Source organism: Klebsiella sp. GB_Kp056, from assembly GCF_040064755.1.
Taxonomy (GTDB): domain Bacteria; phylum Pseudomonadota; class Gammaproteobacteria; order Enterobacterales; family Enterobacteriaceae; genus Klebsiella; species Klebsiella quasipneumoniae.
Genome location: NZ_JBEAJA010000037.1, coordinates 1 through 11888 on the forward strand (window position 1 = coordinate 1; position 11888 = coordinate 11888).

General features: G+C 60.0%; 13 protein-coding genes and 2 pseudogenes. 5 read left to right on the forward strand and 10 right to left on the reverse strand.

The annotated features are described in order from the left end of the window. Nucleotides 1-426 precede the first annotated feature (426 nt). Complete coding sequence (locus tag ABLV52_RS04520; RefSeq protein ID WP_065813080.1) at nucleotides 427-1752, reverse strand: MFS transporter; 1326 nt, start codon at nucleotides 1750-1752, stop codon at nucleotides 427-429. A 381-nt stretch (nucleotides 1753-2133) separates the two neighbouring features. On the opposite strand from ABLV52_RS04520, the gene ABLV52_RS04525 reads away from it, so the two are divergent. Beyond that, nucleotides 2134-2934 carry a YdcF family protein gene (locus tag ABLV52_RS04525; RefSeq protein ID WP_348890066.1) on the forward strand — a complete coding sequence of 267 codons (801 nt, stop codon included), beginning with the start codon at nucleotides 2134-2136 and terminating at the stop codon, nucleotides 2932-2934. 61 nt (nucleotides 2935-2995) lie between these two features. On the opposite strand, the gene ABLV52_RS04530 is transcribed toward ABLV52_RS04525, so the two are convergent. After that, nucleotides 2996-3133, reverse strand: a complete 138-nt coding sequence (locus ABLV52_RS04530; RefSeq protein WP_348890067.1) for a hypothetical protein — start codon at nucleotides 3131-3133, stop codon at nucleotides 2996-2998. Here ABLV52_RS04530 and aldA point away from each other — a divergent pair. After that, on the forward strand, nucleotides 3132-4571 hold the full coding sequence (aldA, locus tag ABLV52_RS04535; protein ID WP_023289487.1) for an aldehyde dehydrogenase: 1440 nt from the start codon (nucleotides 3132-3134) through the stop codon (nucleotides 4569-4571). The genes ABLV52_RS04530 and aldA overlap by 2 nt on opposite strands. Nucleotides 4572-4619: 48 nt before the next feature. Here aldA and gap read toward each other — a convergent pair whose 3' ends face one another. Continuing rightward, nucleotides 4620-5618: a type I glyceraldehyde-3-phosphate dehydrogenase gene (gene gap, locus ABLV52_RS04540; protein ID WP_016160929.1), complete on the reverse strand. Its 999-nt coding sequence runs from the start codon at nucleotides 5616-5618 to the stop codon at nucleotides 4620-4622. A gap of 282 nt (nucleotides 5619-5900) precedes the next feature. Here gap and ABLV52_RS04545 point away from each other — a divergent pair, with 282 nt between their 5' ends. Further along, nucleotides 5901-6059: a YqaE/Pmp3 family membrane protein gene (locus ABLV52_RS04545; RefSeq protein WP_348890068.1), complete on the forward strand. Its 159-nt coding sequence runs from the start codon at nucleotides 5901-5903 to the stop codon at nucleotides 6057-6059. 39 nt (nucleotides 6060-6098) lie between these two features. Here ABLV52_RS04545 and ABLV52_RS04550 read toward each other — a convergent pair whose 3' ends face one another. The 4 genes from ABLV52_RS04550 to ABLV52_RS04565 all read right to left on the reverse strand — a co-directional run bounded on the left by ABLV52_RS04550 (nucleotide 6099) and on the right by ABLV52_RS04565 (nucleotide 8642). Then, nucleotides 6099-6491 (reverse strand): DUF1398 domain-containing protein, encoded by a 393-nt coding sequence (locus ABLV52_RS04550; RefSeq protein WP_023289488.1) that lies wholly within the window; start codon nucleotides 6489-6491, stop codon nucleotides 6099-6101. A gap of 252 nt (nucleotides 6492-6743) precedes the next feature. Further along, complete coding sequence (yedF, locus tag ABLV52_RS04555) at nucleotides 6744-6977, reverse strand: sulfurtransferase-like selenium metabolism protein YedF (protein WP_004204092.1); 234 nt, start codon at nucleotides 6975-6977, stop codon at nucleotides 6744-6746. Then, the gene (yedE, locus tag ABLV52_RS04560; protein WP_348890070.1) at nucleotides 6974-8185 is read right to left on the reverse strand and encodes a selenium metabolism membrane protein YedE/FdhT; all 1212 of its coding nucleotides are present in this window, start codon (nucleotides 8183-8185) and stop codon (nucleotides 6974-6976) included. Before yedE ends, yedF begins: the two co-directional genes overlap by 4 nt. 103 nt (nucleotides 8186-8288) lie before the next feature. Then, the gene (locus ABLV52_RS04565; protein ID WP_048297423.1) at nucleotides 8289-8642 is read right to left on the reverse strand and encodes a DUF1304 domain-containing protein; all 354 of its coding nucleotides are present in this window, start codon (nucleotides 8640-8642) and stop codon (nucleotides 8289-8291) included. A 239-nt stretch (nucleotides 8643-8881) separates the two neighbouring features. On the opposite strand from ABLV52_RS04565, the gene ABLV52_RS04570 reads away from it, so the two are divergent. Next, the gene (locus ABLV52_RS04570) at nucleotides 8882-9361 is read left to right on the forward strand and encodes a hypothetical protein (protein ID WP_162823501.1); all 480 of its coding nucleotides are present in this window, start codon (nucleotides 8882-8884) and stop codon (nucleotides 9359-9361) included. Between the two features lie 70 nt (nucleotides 9362-9431). On the opposite strand, the gene ydfZ is transcribed toward ABLV52_RS04570, so the two are convergent. Next, a complete protein-coding gene (gene ydfZ / locus ABLV52_RS04575; RefSeq protein WP_004151566.1) occupies nucleotides 9432-9635 on the reverse strand; it encodes a putative selenium delivery protein YdfZ in 204 nt (67 codons plus the stop codon). 244 nt (nucleotides 9636-9879) lie between these two features. Continuing rightward, nucleotides 9880-10032, reverse strand: a pseudogene (locus tag ABLV52_RS04580) (transcriptional regulator); the annotation flags it as partial. Here ABLV52_RS04580 and ABLV52_RS04585 point away from each other — a divergent pair. After that, nucleotides 10022-10288, forward strand: a pseudogene (locus ABLV52_RS04585) (substrate-binding domain-containing protein); the annotation flags it as partial. The pseudogenes ABLV52_RS04580 and ABLV52_RS04585 sit on opposite strands and share 11 nt — an antisense overlap. Before the next feature lie 39 nt (nucleotides 10289-10327). Here the strand turns inward: ABLV52_RS04585 and ABLV52_RS04590 are convergent. Next, nucleotides 10328-11887, reverse strand: a complete 1560-nt coding sequence (locus ABLV52_RS04590; RefSeq protein WP_023289493.1) for a YdgA family protein — start codon at nucleotides 11885-11887, stop codon at nucleotides 10328-10330. Nucleotide 11888 lies beyond the last annotated feature (1 nt).

An 11888-nucleotide genomic window follows, 5' to 3' on the forward strand; every position in this document is an offset into this window, starting at 1 on the left:
CTGGCGCCTTACCGGGCCTGGATGCTTACCGGGCCCGGAAGGGTGCAGTTTCACCGCGGTATGATCCCCCCGTAGGCCCGCGCAAGCGCAGCGCCGCCGGGCGGGATAGTCGGCTTCGCAGCAGCTTTACTGCCCGGTGGCGGCTGGCGCCTTACCGGGCCTACTGTCTTACTGAGCCTGGGATGAGCGGTTTCCCACGTGGCGCGATCTCCCTGTAGGCCCGCGCAAGCGCAGCGCCGCCGGGCGGGATACTCGGCTCCGCAGCAGCTTTACTGCCCGGTGGCGGCTGGCGCCTTACCGGGCCTGGATGCTTACCGGGCCCGGAAGGGTGCAGTTTCACCCGCGGTATGATCCCCCGTAGGCCCGCGCAAGCGCAGCGCCGCCGGGCAGGATGGTCGGCGCCGAGGTAGCCCGGACCGGCTGCGGTTAGGCGCTTTCCGCCCGAGCGCGCGCCGCGCCAGGGACGGATTTCATCCGGCTGGCGCAGAATATCGCCAGCAGCGAAATCGCCACCGTAACGCCCAGGTAGATGGCCACCGGTCGCCAGTCACCATCGTATTTCGCCAGCAGACCGGTGGCGATAAGCGGCGCGGTGCCCCCGGCCAGCGCGGCCCCCAGCTGGTAACCCAGGGTGATCCCGGTGTAGCGCACATTGGCGCTGAAAATCTCTGAGCACAGGGTACCCAGCACCGCGGTCACCGGCGCCCACAGGATGCCGAAGGCAACGATCGTCGCCAGCATAATGCCCCAGCTGGTGCCGGTGTCGAGCAGCAGGAACCACGGAACGATAAACAGCCCCAGCAGCACCACGCTCAGGGTGTACATCTTTTGCCGGCCCACCTTGTCGGACAGCAGCCCCATCAGCGGGATCATCACGGTGGCCACCAGCGCGCCGAGGGTGACGGATTCCAGCGCCTGCGACTTCTGATAGCTCAGGGTGGTAGTGGCGTAGCTGACCACAAAGGTAGAGAAGATATAGAAGGGGGCGGTCTCCACCACTTTCAGACCCGCGGCGATCAGCACCTCCCGCCAGTGGTGTTTGAGCGTCACGCGCAGCGGAGCCTTCGCCACCTGGCCAGACTGTTTCACCTGCTTAAAGGCGGGCGTTTCGTCGATATCTTTGCGGATCCACAGGCCGAGGAAAACGAGGACGGAGCTGAGCAGGAACGGAATGCGCCAGCCCCAGGCAAGAAACTGTGCCTCATCGAACAGGGTCATCAGCGAGACGATAAAGGTCGCCATCAGCATGCCGATGGTCACGCCGGCCTGAGGAATACTGCCGAAAAAGCCTTTCCGCTTTTCCGGGGCGTATTCGTAGGCCAGCAGCAGCGCGCCGCCCCATTCGCCGCCGATACCCATGCCCTGAATAATGCGCAGGGTAATCAGCAGGGCGGGCGCCCACAGGCCCACCATTTCGTAGGTGGGCAGCAGGCCAATGGCCACCGTGGCGCTGCCCATCAGCGACAGGGTCAGCACCAGCGTCTTCTTGCGACCGATGCGATCGCCGATGTGGGCGAAAATGACCCCGCCGATGGGGCGGATAAAAAAGGTGAGCGAAAAGGAGAGCCAGGAGAGGATCAGGCCGATGACCGGGTCGACCATCGGAAAGAAGATTTTGTTAAACACCAGCGCGGCGGCGGTGCCATAGAGAAAATAATCAAACCATTCGATGGCGCTGCCGGTCAGGCTCGCGATCAGGACCTTCTTGTTTTTCTGCAGAATGGATGCAGTGTTGCTTTCTGGATTGCTCATTACGAAACGTTCTCCCGCCACGGTAAAAGGTCAGGTGTCACTCTGTGCGTGCAGGGTGCAACCTGATGTGAAAAAGGTTGTGTAATTGTTAAGCAACTTAGAGTTGATGGTTACAATTGGCAAGTTATCCCTCGGCAACGCGGGCGAGAAAACGCGCTTTTGTCTGGTGTAACCGCGAGGTAAATTTTTATTTTCCACCTGTTTTTGCTGTTTTTTGTTATTTTCATGGTCAGTTATTCAGGTGCAACCTGCGTGTTTTTAGATGTTTCTTGTTATTTCAAAATGGTTACAAATCGACGTCGCTTTGCGCCCCGGCAGGCGGCGTTTATGATGGCCGGACTATCCTCTCTGCGCGGCTGAGAGGTGATTAAGGAGATCAGAATGGCAGAACAATTTCCCCCGCTGTCGGCGACGACGCTGGCGGCGGCTAACCTGACTGGCGGCTGGCTGGCGCAGAACGATCTGGCAACGCTGACCGCGCCGCCGGCAGTGGATGTGGTGGTGCTGGCTGGCAATGCCGTGATCCCCACCATCGACGCCGCCTGCCGGCTGGCGAAGGAGCAGGAGGTTCCGCTGCTGATCAGCGGCGGCATAGGACACTCCACCGGTTTTCTGTATGAGGCGGTGCGCGAGGATCCCCGCTACCGTTCGCTCGCGGTGGAGGGCCGCCCGGAAGCGCATATTCTGGCGGATATTGCGCATGACTTCTGGCACATTCCTCGCCCGCGGCTGGTGGTGGAGGATCGGTCGACCAACTGCGGGGAAAACGCGCGCTTTACCCGCACAATGCTGGAGAGTCGGGGGATCCCCCATCGTCGCGGGATCGTCATTCAGGACCCCACCATGCAGCGGCGGACGATGGCCACCTTTGCCCGCGTCTGGCAGGGGGAGACGACGCCGCCGCAGTGGCTGAGCTTTCCCGGCTGCTCGCCGGTGCTGGAGCAGACCGACGGCCAGCTGGGGTTCGCGGGCGGCGGGGCGGGGCTGTGGCCGGTGACCCGCTACCTCGCGCTGCTGCTGGGCGAGCTGCCGCGCCTGCAGGATTCCCCTGAAGGGTACGGTCCGCGGGGGAAAGACTTTATCAGCCACGTGACCTTCCCGCCGGCGATCCTCGACGCCTGGCGACAGCTGCGGGAGGATGACCTGCTTGCCGGGGCGCTGCAGGCCCGCCTCCTCGGCTGAAAAATGCCCGTTTGCGGCAGATTTATCGCAAACGGGCAATTTGTGTTATTGAAATGTAACCTCAACCGGCCATTTTTGGCTCGGTTTTATGAATCAGCTCACAGAAATGCGCCAACGTGCTGCGAAGCCACGGCTTATCCGCCCGATATTTAACAAAAAAATCACTTGTTAAATACAAATGCGCCACAGGAGCAGCCATGACAGCACCCGTTCAACACCCAATGTATATTGATGGCCAGTTCGTTACCGGTCGCGGCGACGGCTGGATCGACGTGCTTAACCCGGCGACTGAAGCGCTGCTGTCGCGGATCCCGGACGGGACCGCGGAAGAGGCGCGACTGGCGATTGACGCCGCAGAGCGCGCCCAGCCGGCCTGGGAGGCGCTGCCGGCCATTGAGCGCGCGGGCTGGCTGCGCAAAATTGCCGCTGGCATTCGTCAGCGTGCCGACGACATCGCCGGGCTGATCGTCGCTGAAGGGGGCAAGATCCAGCAGCTGGCGGCGGTGGAGGTTGCGTTTACCGCCGACTATCTCGACTACATGGCCGAATGGGCGCGGCGGTATGAAGGGGAGATCGTGCAGAGCGACCGTCCCGGGGAGAATATCCTCGTCTTCAAACGCGCGCTGGGGGTGACCACCGGGATCCTGCCGTGGAACTTCCCGTTCTTTCTTATCGCCCGCAAGCTGGCGCCGGCGCTGATCACCGGCAACACTATCGTCATTAAGCCCAGCGAATTCACGCCCAACAACGCCATCGCTTTCGCCGAGATCGTCCACCAGGTTGGGCTGCCGAAAGGGGTCTTTAACCTGGTGCTCGGCCGTGGGGAAACCGTCGGCCAGGAGCTGGCCGGCAATCCGAAGGTGGCGATGGTCAGCATGACCGGCAGCGTAGCGGCGGGGGAGAAAATCATGGCCGCCGCGGCAAAAAATATCACCAAAGTGTGCCTCGAGCTCGGCGGCAAAGCGCCGGCCATCGTCATGGACGATGCGGATCTGGAGCTGGCGGTGAAGGCGGTGGTGGACTCGCGGGTGATCAACACCGGGCAGGTGTGCAACTGCGTCGAGCGGGTCTATGTTCAGCAGGGGATTTACGACCGCTTCGTCAACCGCCTCGGCGAGGCGATGAAGGCCGTGCAGTTTGGCGACCCGGCGGCGCGGGATGACATCGCCATGGGGCCGCTGATTAACGCCGCCGCGCGGGATCAGGTGGCGCGCAAAGTGGCAAAGGCGGTGGCGCAGGGGGCGCGGGTCGCGCTGGGCGGTCAGCCGCAGGAGGGGAAAGGCTATTTTTATCCGCCGACCCTGCTGCTGGATGTGCGTCAGGAGATGGATATTATCCATGAGGAAACCTTCGGGCCGGTGCTGCCGGTGGTGGCGTTTTCGACGCTCGATGAAGCGCTGGCGATGGCCAATGACAGCGATTATGGCCTGACCTCCTCGATCTATACCCGTGATCTTAATGTGGCGATGAAGGCGATTAAGGGGCTGAAATTCGGCGAAACCTATATCAACCGCGAGAACTTTGAGGCGATGCAGGGATTCCACGCCGGCTGGCGTAAATCGGGGATCGGCGGCGCAGATGGCCGCCATGGCCTGAATGAGTACCTGCAGACTCAGGTGGTCTATCTGCAGGCCTGAGGCGCTCAATGCAGAATCGGCGGGCAGCGCAGGCTGTCCGCCGTTCACTTAGCGGGCAAATTTCTCCAGCACGCGGATCAGCTGGGTGACAAAGCCGTATTCGTTATCGTACCAGGCGACGGTTTTCACCAGCTGTACGCCGCCGGCCTCCACAATCTCCAGCTGGGTGGCATCGTAGATTGAACCGAAATGGCTGCCGATGATATCGGAAGAGACAATCTCTTCTTCGGTGTAGCCAAAGGATTCATTGCCCTCTGCCGCCTGCTTCATCGCCTGATTGACCTCATCCGCAGTCACTTTTTTCTCCAGCACCGACACCAGCTCCGTCACTGAGCCGGTTTTGGTCGGTACGCGCTGGGCATGGCCTTTCAGCTTCCCGCTCAGGGCGGGGATCACCAGGCCGATAGCTTTGGCCGCGCCGGTAGTGTGCGGGATGACGTTTTCCGCCGCCGCCCTGGAGGCGCGCAGATCTTTACCGCGCGGCCCGTCCACCAGCGACTGGGTGCCGGTATAGGCGTGGATAGTGGTCATGGTGCCTACGGTGATGCCGAAGGCATCCTGCAGGACTTTGGCCATCGGCGCCAGGCAGTTGGTGGTGCAGGAGGCGACGGAGATGATGGTGTCATCCGGCGTCAGGGTGTCATCGTTGACGTTATAGACGATAGTTTTCATCTCGCCGGCGGGGGCGGAAATCAGCACCTTGCGCGCGCCGGCCTGGAGATGGGCCTGCGATTTCTCTGCCGAGGTGTAGAACCCGGTACACTCCACAATCACTTCCGCGCCCGCCGCCTGCCACGGAATATGCTGCGCCTCTTTTTCGGCATACACGGTGATGGTCTTACCGTTGACGATCAGCGCATCTTCCGTGAAGTCGACGCTCCACGGGAAGGGGCCGTAGTTTGAATCATGCTTTAGCAGGTAGGCCAGTACTTTTGGCGAGGTGAGGTCGTTGATAGCCACCACCTCGAGGCTGCTGTCGACTTCTAATAAACGGCGTAACACCAGACGTCCGATACGACCAAATCCATTAATCCCAAGTTTACTCATGGATATTCTCCGGTTGGTAAAACGACTCGATGTGATAAAACTCCTCCAGGCTTAGTCCTGACTCGCAGCCAGGTCAACTGACAATCTGTGCGGTTCGCTGCCGGGCCCGCAGCATGAGCCAGAAAAGTGGATGTTTTGGCGGGCTTTTTTATCCGTGACGGCAGGGAATAATTTTTGTTACCGGAGATGAGGGGGCCGCCTGCTGGCGAAGCGGTGAAAAGCGTCTATGCTTAACTATTGAATAACTTAGTAAAATATTGCCGTTAGATGAAGGGAGAGCTTATGGGATTCTGGAGAATCGTTTTTACTATCATTCTGCCGCCGCTGGGAGTACTGATGGGGAAAGGTTTCGGCTGGGCGTTTATTCTCAACATTATTCTGACCCTGCTGGGCTATATTCCAGGCCTGATCCACGCCTTCTGGGTGCAGACCCGCGATTAAGGGCTGGCCCCTCAGGCCAGGCTTCCCCCTGGGACCCGCTCAGGGGGGAATCAGGCTCTCTTTGTACAGCAGCCTGTTTTCCTTCGACCAGTAGTGGCGAGTCTCCTCGTCCAGGTCGACGCTCCACTTAAACACCCCGGCGCTGGCGAGATCCCTGCAGTACTGTTCAAAGTTGATGGCGCCGGCAAAATGGCGGATGACCGCGGCCGAGGTCAGCCGATGGCTGGGGGCGCTGCGCACGCGCAGCAGGCCGCGGGCGCTTTTTATCGTGATCACCTCGTCGTTGGCCATCACAAAATTCATATTGCCGGTAGAGACAAAGTAGATATAACACGAGACCTGATGTCGACGCAGTTCACTGGCGAAGGTGGCAAAATCGGCATCTGAACGCACTTGCTCAAAAAAATGACCCAGCCTGGCCAGCAGTTCCATTTCTATCCTTATTGTGTTGCGGTGCGCGGCTTTGGCCGGTAGCGGCAGAAACCATTCACGAAGTCACTTATTCGTATTTTAATAATATAGGCGCGTTATATTAAGGGTTATTGGATAACTGGAACATCGTTTCAAGTGTTACAATGTATTGCAATCGTTTGCCTGCACGGCCCCTCTGGTGGTGAGGAAATGGCGTGACGGGAGACAGGGAAACCCATGCCGGCGATGAAGGTCGCCGGCGGGGAAACGGGGTTACTTCTGGATCAGATAGCGAATAGTCGGGCCATCCTGCTGAATATCCAGCACCGTATAGCCATGGTTCCTGGCATCAAGCGGAATGTTATTGATCGACTGCGGACAGTCGCTAATCACTTCGAGGATCTCGCCTTTTTGCAGGGAGGGCATCGCCTCCAGGGTGGCGACCGCCGGATAGGGGCAGGGCTCGCCGACCATGTCCAGGCGATAATCAGGGATGATGTTCTTCATGCGCTCTCCTTCACGGTCCGGACCGCTGCCGACTGGCGGCGGAAAAAATGTCTCTCCCAGGCGATCACCAGCAGCAGGGCGATCAGCAGCAGCAGATAGGTCGCCAGCAGTCCGCCGAAGGGACCAAAAGCGTTCAGCAGGTTGACCTTTTGCCAGTGGGTGGCGAGCGGGGCGGCGATATCGTCCCAGCACCAGGCGAGCAGCGTGGAGCCGATAACGTTGCCCAGCCCCACCCACCAGTAGTGAACCTGGCCTTCCACCGCCCGGTACATCCAGCCGGTTTCACAGCCGCCGGCCAGCACGATGCCAAAGCCAAACAGCAGCCCGCCAATCGCCGCGTTAGGACCGGCCCACATGATTTTCGGCGCCATCCCCAGTTGCACATAGCTGAAGATGCCGATGGCGCTCGCCGCCATGCCGAAGATTATCGCCTTCGCCATCACCGTCCGGCCGGTGATCCACATATCGCGAAAGGCGGAGGTGAAGCAGATCTGCGCGCGCTCGATAAGCAGACCGAAGCAGATGCCGAACAGCATCGCCAGGCCGAGCGCAGGGTGGTCAGCGGCGGTGAGCAGGCCCCAGCCGATCATGGCGAAAAAGATCACCATGCCCAGGCGGAAACGGCGGCGCGCCTGCTGCGGTTTTTGGGTTAACGGCGAAGCAGCGGATACCTTTTGCATTTTTACCGGTATGCGAAAAAGAGGCAGCAGGGTGAAGCGAGCGCCAAACCAGGAGCCGATGGCGGTGGCGATGGCAAACAGCCAGGCGTGCAGGGAGAACTGCGGAATGCCGGTGAAAAAGGCCGCCAGGTTGCAGCCCATCGCCAGCCGCGCGCCGAACCCGGCGATGATACCCCCGGCTACGGCTTGCACAATGCGGATCCGGCTGCGTGGCAAGCGCAATTTGACGTTATTGGCCCACAGCGCCGCGGCCAGGCAGCCGCCGAACATGCCGATGATCATCCTGCCGTCGATGCGGGTCAGCGGCGTCCCGTCGAGATGGATCAGCTGATAATAGCCCCACTGTTCGCTGTGGACCCCCAGCAGCTGCAGCAGCTGGCCACCCCAGCGGGTAAATTCGCCGGTCACCGCCCAGAAGGTGCCGGTGATGCCAAAATAGTAGGTTGAGAGAATGCCCGCGGCGATGACCGCCGGGACGGGGGACCAGAACCGGATAAGCCAGGCCTGTTTGAAGGATTGCCATGTCATAAAAATGCCTCTGAACTCAGAAGGTATTAAAGGTCGATGACCGACCGAAGGGGGCACATAGTATCCGCCTTACCGCCAGCTTTCTCTGTTTTAGATCAAGGCCCTACCCCTGCGTCAGCACCGCCAGCAGCGCCAGCAGCGCGGGCAGCGCCTGAATATAGAGAATTTTGCGGCTGGCGGTCAGCGCGCCGAATATCCCGGCGGCCAGCACGCAGGCGAGGAAAAAGATCACCACCGGCTCGCCGGACTCCCCCAGCCACAGCCCCCACGCCAGGCCGGCGGCCAGGAAACCGTTATACAACCCCTGGTTGGCCGCCAGCACCCGGGTTTCCCGGGCGAAATCGGCGCTGAGGTTAAAGGCCCGGCGCCCGGCGGGCGCTTCCCAGAAAAACATCTCCAGCACCAGGATGGCGAGATGAATAATAGCGACCAGCGCAACGAGGAGAGTGGCTAACACAGCAGTCCTTAATCGATGAGATGAATGTGTCTGCAGTATAGCCGCTGGCGCTCACCAGGCGAGAGGGCGACTGCTATAGTGCATATAGCGTCATGTTTGCCTGCCGCGACGAGCGCCGGTTTATCTGATTGCCCTTTGGTTTAGCTTAGCGGTGATAGTATGCCGGGTTCTTTTTTTACGGGTGTGGCGTAGGTTACTGAATGTTGAATAAATTATGGGTTGTGTTATCCGGGCTGCTGTTGGTTGCCATGCCGTCGGCGCAGGCCGGGGAATTAAATCTCTATTCGATGAATACCGGTTCCTATGTTTATCACATGACCGGCAACCACGGACAATATAACGAGCATTTCAACAACAACTTTTTCTCGGTGGAGCGCAAGTTTTCAGCGGATTCAAAATACAGCGCGCTGGTCGGCACCATGAAAAACAGCTTCGACGATCGCTGTCTGACCCTCGGCGTGCGCCGCGACTGGCTGAAAAACGACACTGGCTGGCTGCTGAAAGGGGTGTATGCCTATACCGGGGAATTTTTCTTTGACGCTTTCAGCCACTGCGGCGACTCAGGCACCTACCGCACCGCCAAAAAAATCACCGGCGTCGGTTTTTCGCCCTATATCTATCATGGTCTGCAGTATAACTTTACCGATTATTTCGGCGTCGAGGGCGGGATTATTCTCCCGGCGATCTTTGTGATGAGTATTCAGTGGAGCTTTCGCTAAGCGCCTGTATCAGGCCGGTAAAGGAGAGGCCACCCTGGGTGGCCTGCTCATGTTGCCCTGGCGGCAGGGATTAATGGAAACCGAGACGGATCAGATCTAACGGACAGAAGCGGCCCTCGCAGCCGTCGATTTCCACGCAGTCCGCCCGACGCAGCTGCTCGGCGGTTTTCCCCTCGCCATGGATCGCTTTAATCACGCCCGTCGTACCGTTACCGGCGATCATGACCATACTGCCGGTGGCAATAGCGTTACGATTACGGTCATAGGTTTTCATGCTCTCCTCCTCAATAAACCAGTGTAAGCAATGATTAAGCGGCCAAATTAATACCGCTTCCTGCCTAAAAAAGTTTTGAGGAATATCAAAATTATTTTAATAATGCCGACATCAGCCGGGCGCGAGAGTCATTCATGGCTGCTACAGGGTTTGCCTGCGCCAGGGGAAAAGCCTCGATCATCCTGCCAGCCATCTGGCAGGCAGGATAGGGTTTGACGACCAGATAATTCACTTTGCCGGCGCATCAGATAAGGCTGCGCAGGGCGGCTATCAGCCCTGCGACACCGCGCTCCAGCTTCTCGCGTGGACAGCCGACATTGAGGCGCAGAAAGCCATTGCCTTCGGGACCATAGGTATACCCCGGCATAATCGCCACCTTCTGCCCGGCGACCGGCGCGTGGTTCGGTCTGCTGCGCGCCGGAAGGCAGAGCGGGGAAGATGGCGTCGACAGCTACTTCGAGCAGCGGGTGGCGCTGGCGGCGTTCGCCGATGTGCCTGAGGCCGCGCTTGACGACCTGCCGCTCACCTGGGTCACCACCCCGGCGCGCGAGATGGGGAAAACGCTGGCGGAGTCGATGCTGTGGCGGCTGGAGGAGGGCGCGGGCGAGACGCGAAATCAGATCATGCCCCCGCGGCTGGTGACGAGAAAATGACGGAGACGGCGCGCGCTGGCCGTCTCCTGAGCCGATAAATTACGGCTGCGGGGCGGCGTCGTCCTGCTGAGGCGCGGCGTCATCCTGCTGCGGCTGGCCCTCCTGCGGCGCGCTGTCCGGTAACGAAGGCGCTTCGAGACCAAACATCGCGGCAAAATCCTCCAGCGGCATTTTCTGGCCGTTCAGCGTCACCTGGCCGTTCGCGTACTGCAGGCTGCTGCTGATGGCGTTATCTTCCATGGTGGTGATGCGGAACATCTGGCCCATCGCCGCCAGGCCTTTGACCTGCTGATCGGCGAGTTTGGCGGCGTCGGCTGGCTGGTAGCCTTCCAGACCGGCGATCTTAGTCATAAACTCCGTCGCCATATCCACCGGGATCACCACTTTGCCGTCAAGGGACTGCACCACGCGATCCAGGCTGTCCGCCAGGGTCTGCGGCGGGGCGGTCACCAGGGCCGGATCTTTCAGCAGCACCGAGAGGTTGAGGCTGCTTTCGCCTTTGGCATTGCGCCAGCTCAGCGGTGAGATAGTCACCGACGGATTGCCCTTAAGCAGGATCGGCAGCGCATTGAACAGGGTTTCGGTAAGCGCCTGCTGGTACAGCTCCGGGTTCTGCGCCAGCTCTGGTTTCGCCAGCAGCGCCTGAGACTGCGCGCTGTACTGCTGGCTGAACTGGTGCCACGCCTGACCGTCGACGTTATCCACTTTCAGCGTCAGTTTGCCGCTACCCATATCCTGACCCTGCAGCTTCAGGCTGTTGACGGTGTAGTTCACCTGGCTGTTCACGCCTTTGCCGTCCTTGGTCAGTGTGGAGCCGCCGTCCAGCGCCATGCCTTCAACCAGCGCCAGCTCTTTGCCTTCGACGCTGATGGCCAGTTTATCGAGGGTCATTTTTTGCTGGCCGATACGCTCGTTGAAGCTGGCCAGCTCGGTGGCGCCGTCGGTGGTCAGGTTGACGAAGCGCAGCTGCACCTTCTGGTTATATTCGTTGAGAGCATCGATCTGGCCGCTGCCGGCCTGGCCCTTCAGGCTGATGTTTTTGCCGTCGCGGTCGGCGTCGAGCTGGAACTCGCCGCCGCTGAAGGTGACTTTCTCATCCCCTTTGGCGTAGTCGAGGGCATTGAGGACAATCGCCGACTGGCTGTCGCCGCTGTAGGCGATGCGCGTATCGACGGTAAAGGGGGTATTGCCTTTGGCTATTTCGAACAGCGCTTGGCTGGCGTCGTTTTTCACCAGCGTGGTGTGGACCGAGGCCATCGCCGGGGCCAGATTAAAGGTTTTTAACGAGGCCAGCGGGAAGGGGCCGTGATCGACCACCTCGTCAAGCACCACGCTCTGCCCGGCGGCCAGCCAGCCGTTAGCCTGACCGGCGATCGGCTTCACCACCAGCTGCAGATGGCTGCTGAACAGCCCGCGCTGGTAGTCCTGATAGCTCAGCTCCAGACCTGACTCCGGCGCGCTGCTGCGTAACTGCGCGTTAGCCTGCTGCACCATATCGGCAATCCGGCCTTCCAGCTGTTTGCCGGTGTACCAGGCGCCGCCTGTCCATACCACGCCCAGCGCCACGATGATTCCTGCTGCGACCAGCGATTTTTTCATA

Excerpts from the sequence above, each read along its gene's own strand:
- ABLV52_RS04520 (WP_065813080.1), bottom strand. The coding sequence starts at position 1,752 with ATGAGCAATCCAGAAAGCAACACTGCATCCATTCTGCAGAAAAACAAG.
- ABLV52_RS04525 (WP_348890066.1), top strand. The coding sequence starts at position 2,134 with ATGGCAGAACAATTTCCCCCGCTGTCGGCGACGACGCTGGCGGCGGCT.
- aldA (WP_023289487.1), top strand. The coding sequence starts at position 3,132 with ATGACAGCACCCGTTCAACACCCAATGTATATTGATGGCCAGTTCGTT.
- ABLV52_RS04530 (WP_348890067.1), bottom strand. The coding sequence starts at position 3,133 with ATGGCTGCTCCTGTGGCGCATTTGTATTTAACAAGTGATTTTTTTGTT.
- gap (WP_016160929.1), bottom strand. The coding sequence starts at position 5,618 with ATGAGTAAACTTGGGATTAATGGATTTGGTCGTATCGGACGTCTGGTG.
- ABLV52_RS04545 (WP_348890068.1), top strand. The coding sequence starts at position 5,901 with ATGGGATTCTGGAGAATCGTTTTTACTATCATTCTGCCGCCGCTGGGA.
- ABLV52_RS04550 (WP_023289488.1), bottom strand. The coding sequence starts at position 6,491 with ATGGAACTGCTGGCCAGGCTGGGTCATTTTTTTGAGCAAGTGCGTTCA.
- yedF (WP_004204092.1), bottom strand. The coding sequence starts at position 6,977 with ATGAAGAACATCATCCCTGATTATCGCCTGGACATGGTCGGCGAGCCC.
- yedE (WP_348890070.1), bottom strand. The coding sequence starts at position 8,185 with ATGACATGGCAATCCTTCAAACAGGCCTGGCTTATCCGGTTCTGGTCC.
- ydfZ (WP_004151566.1), bottom strand. The coding sequence starts at position 9,635 with ATGAAAACCTATGACCGTAATCGTAACGCTATTGCCACCGGCAGTATG.
- ABLV52_RS04590 (WP_023289493.1), bottom strand. The coding sequence starts at position 11,887 with ATGAAAAAATCGCTGGTCGCAGCAGGAATCATCGTGGCGCTGGGCGTG.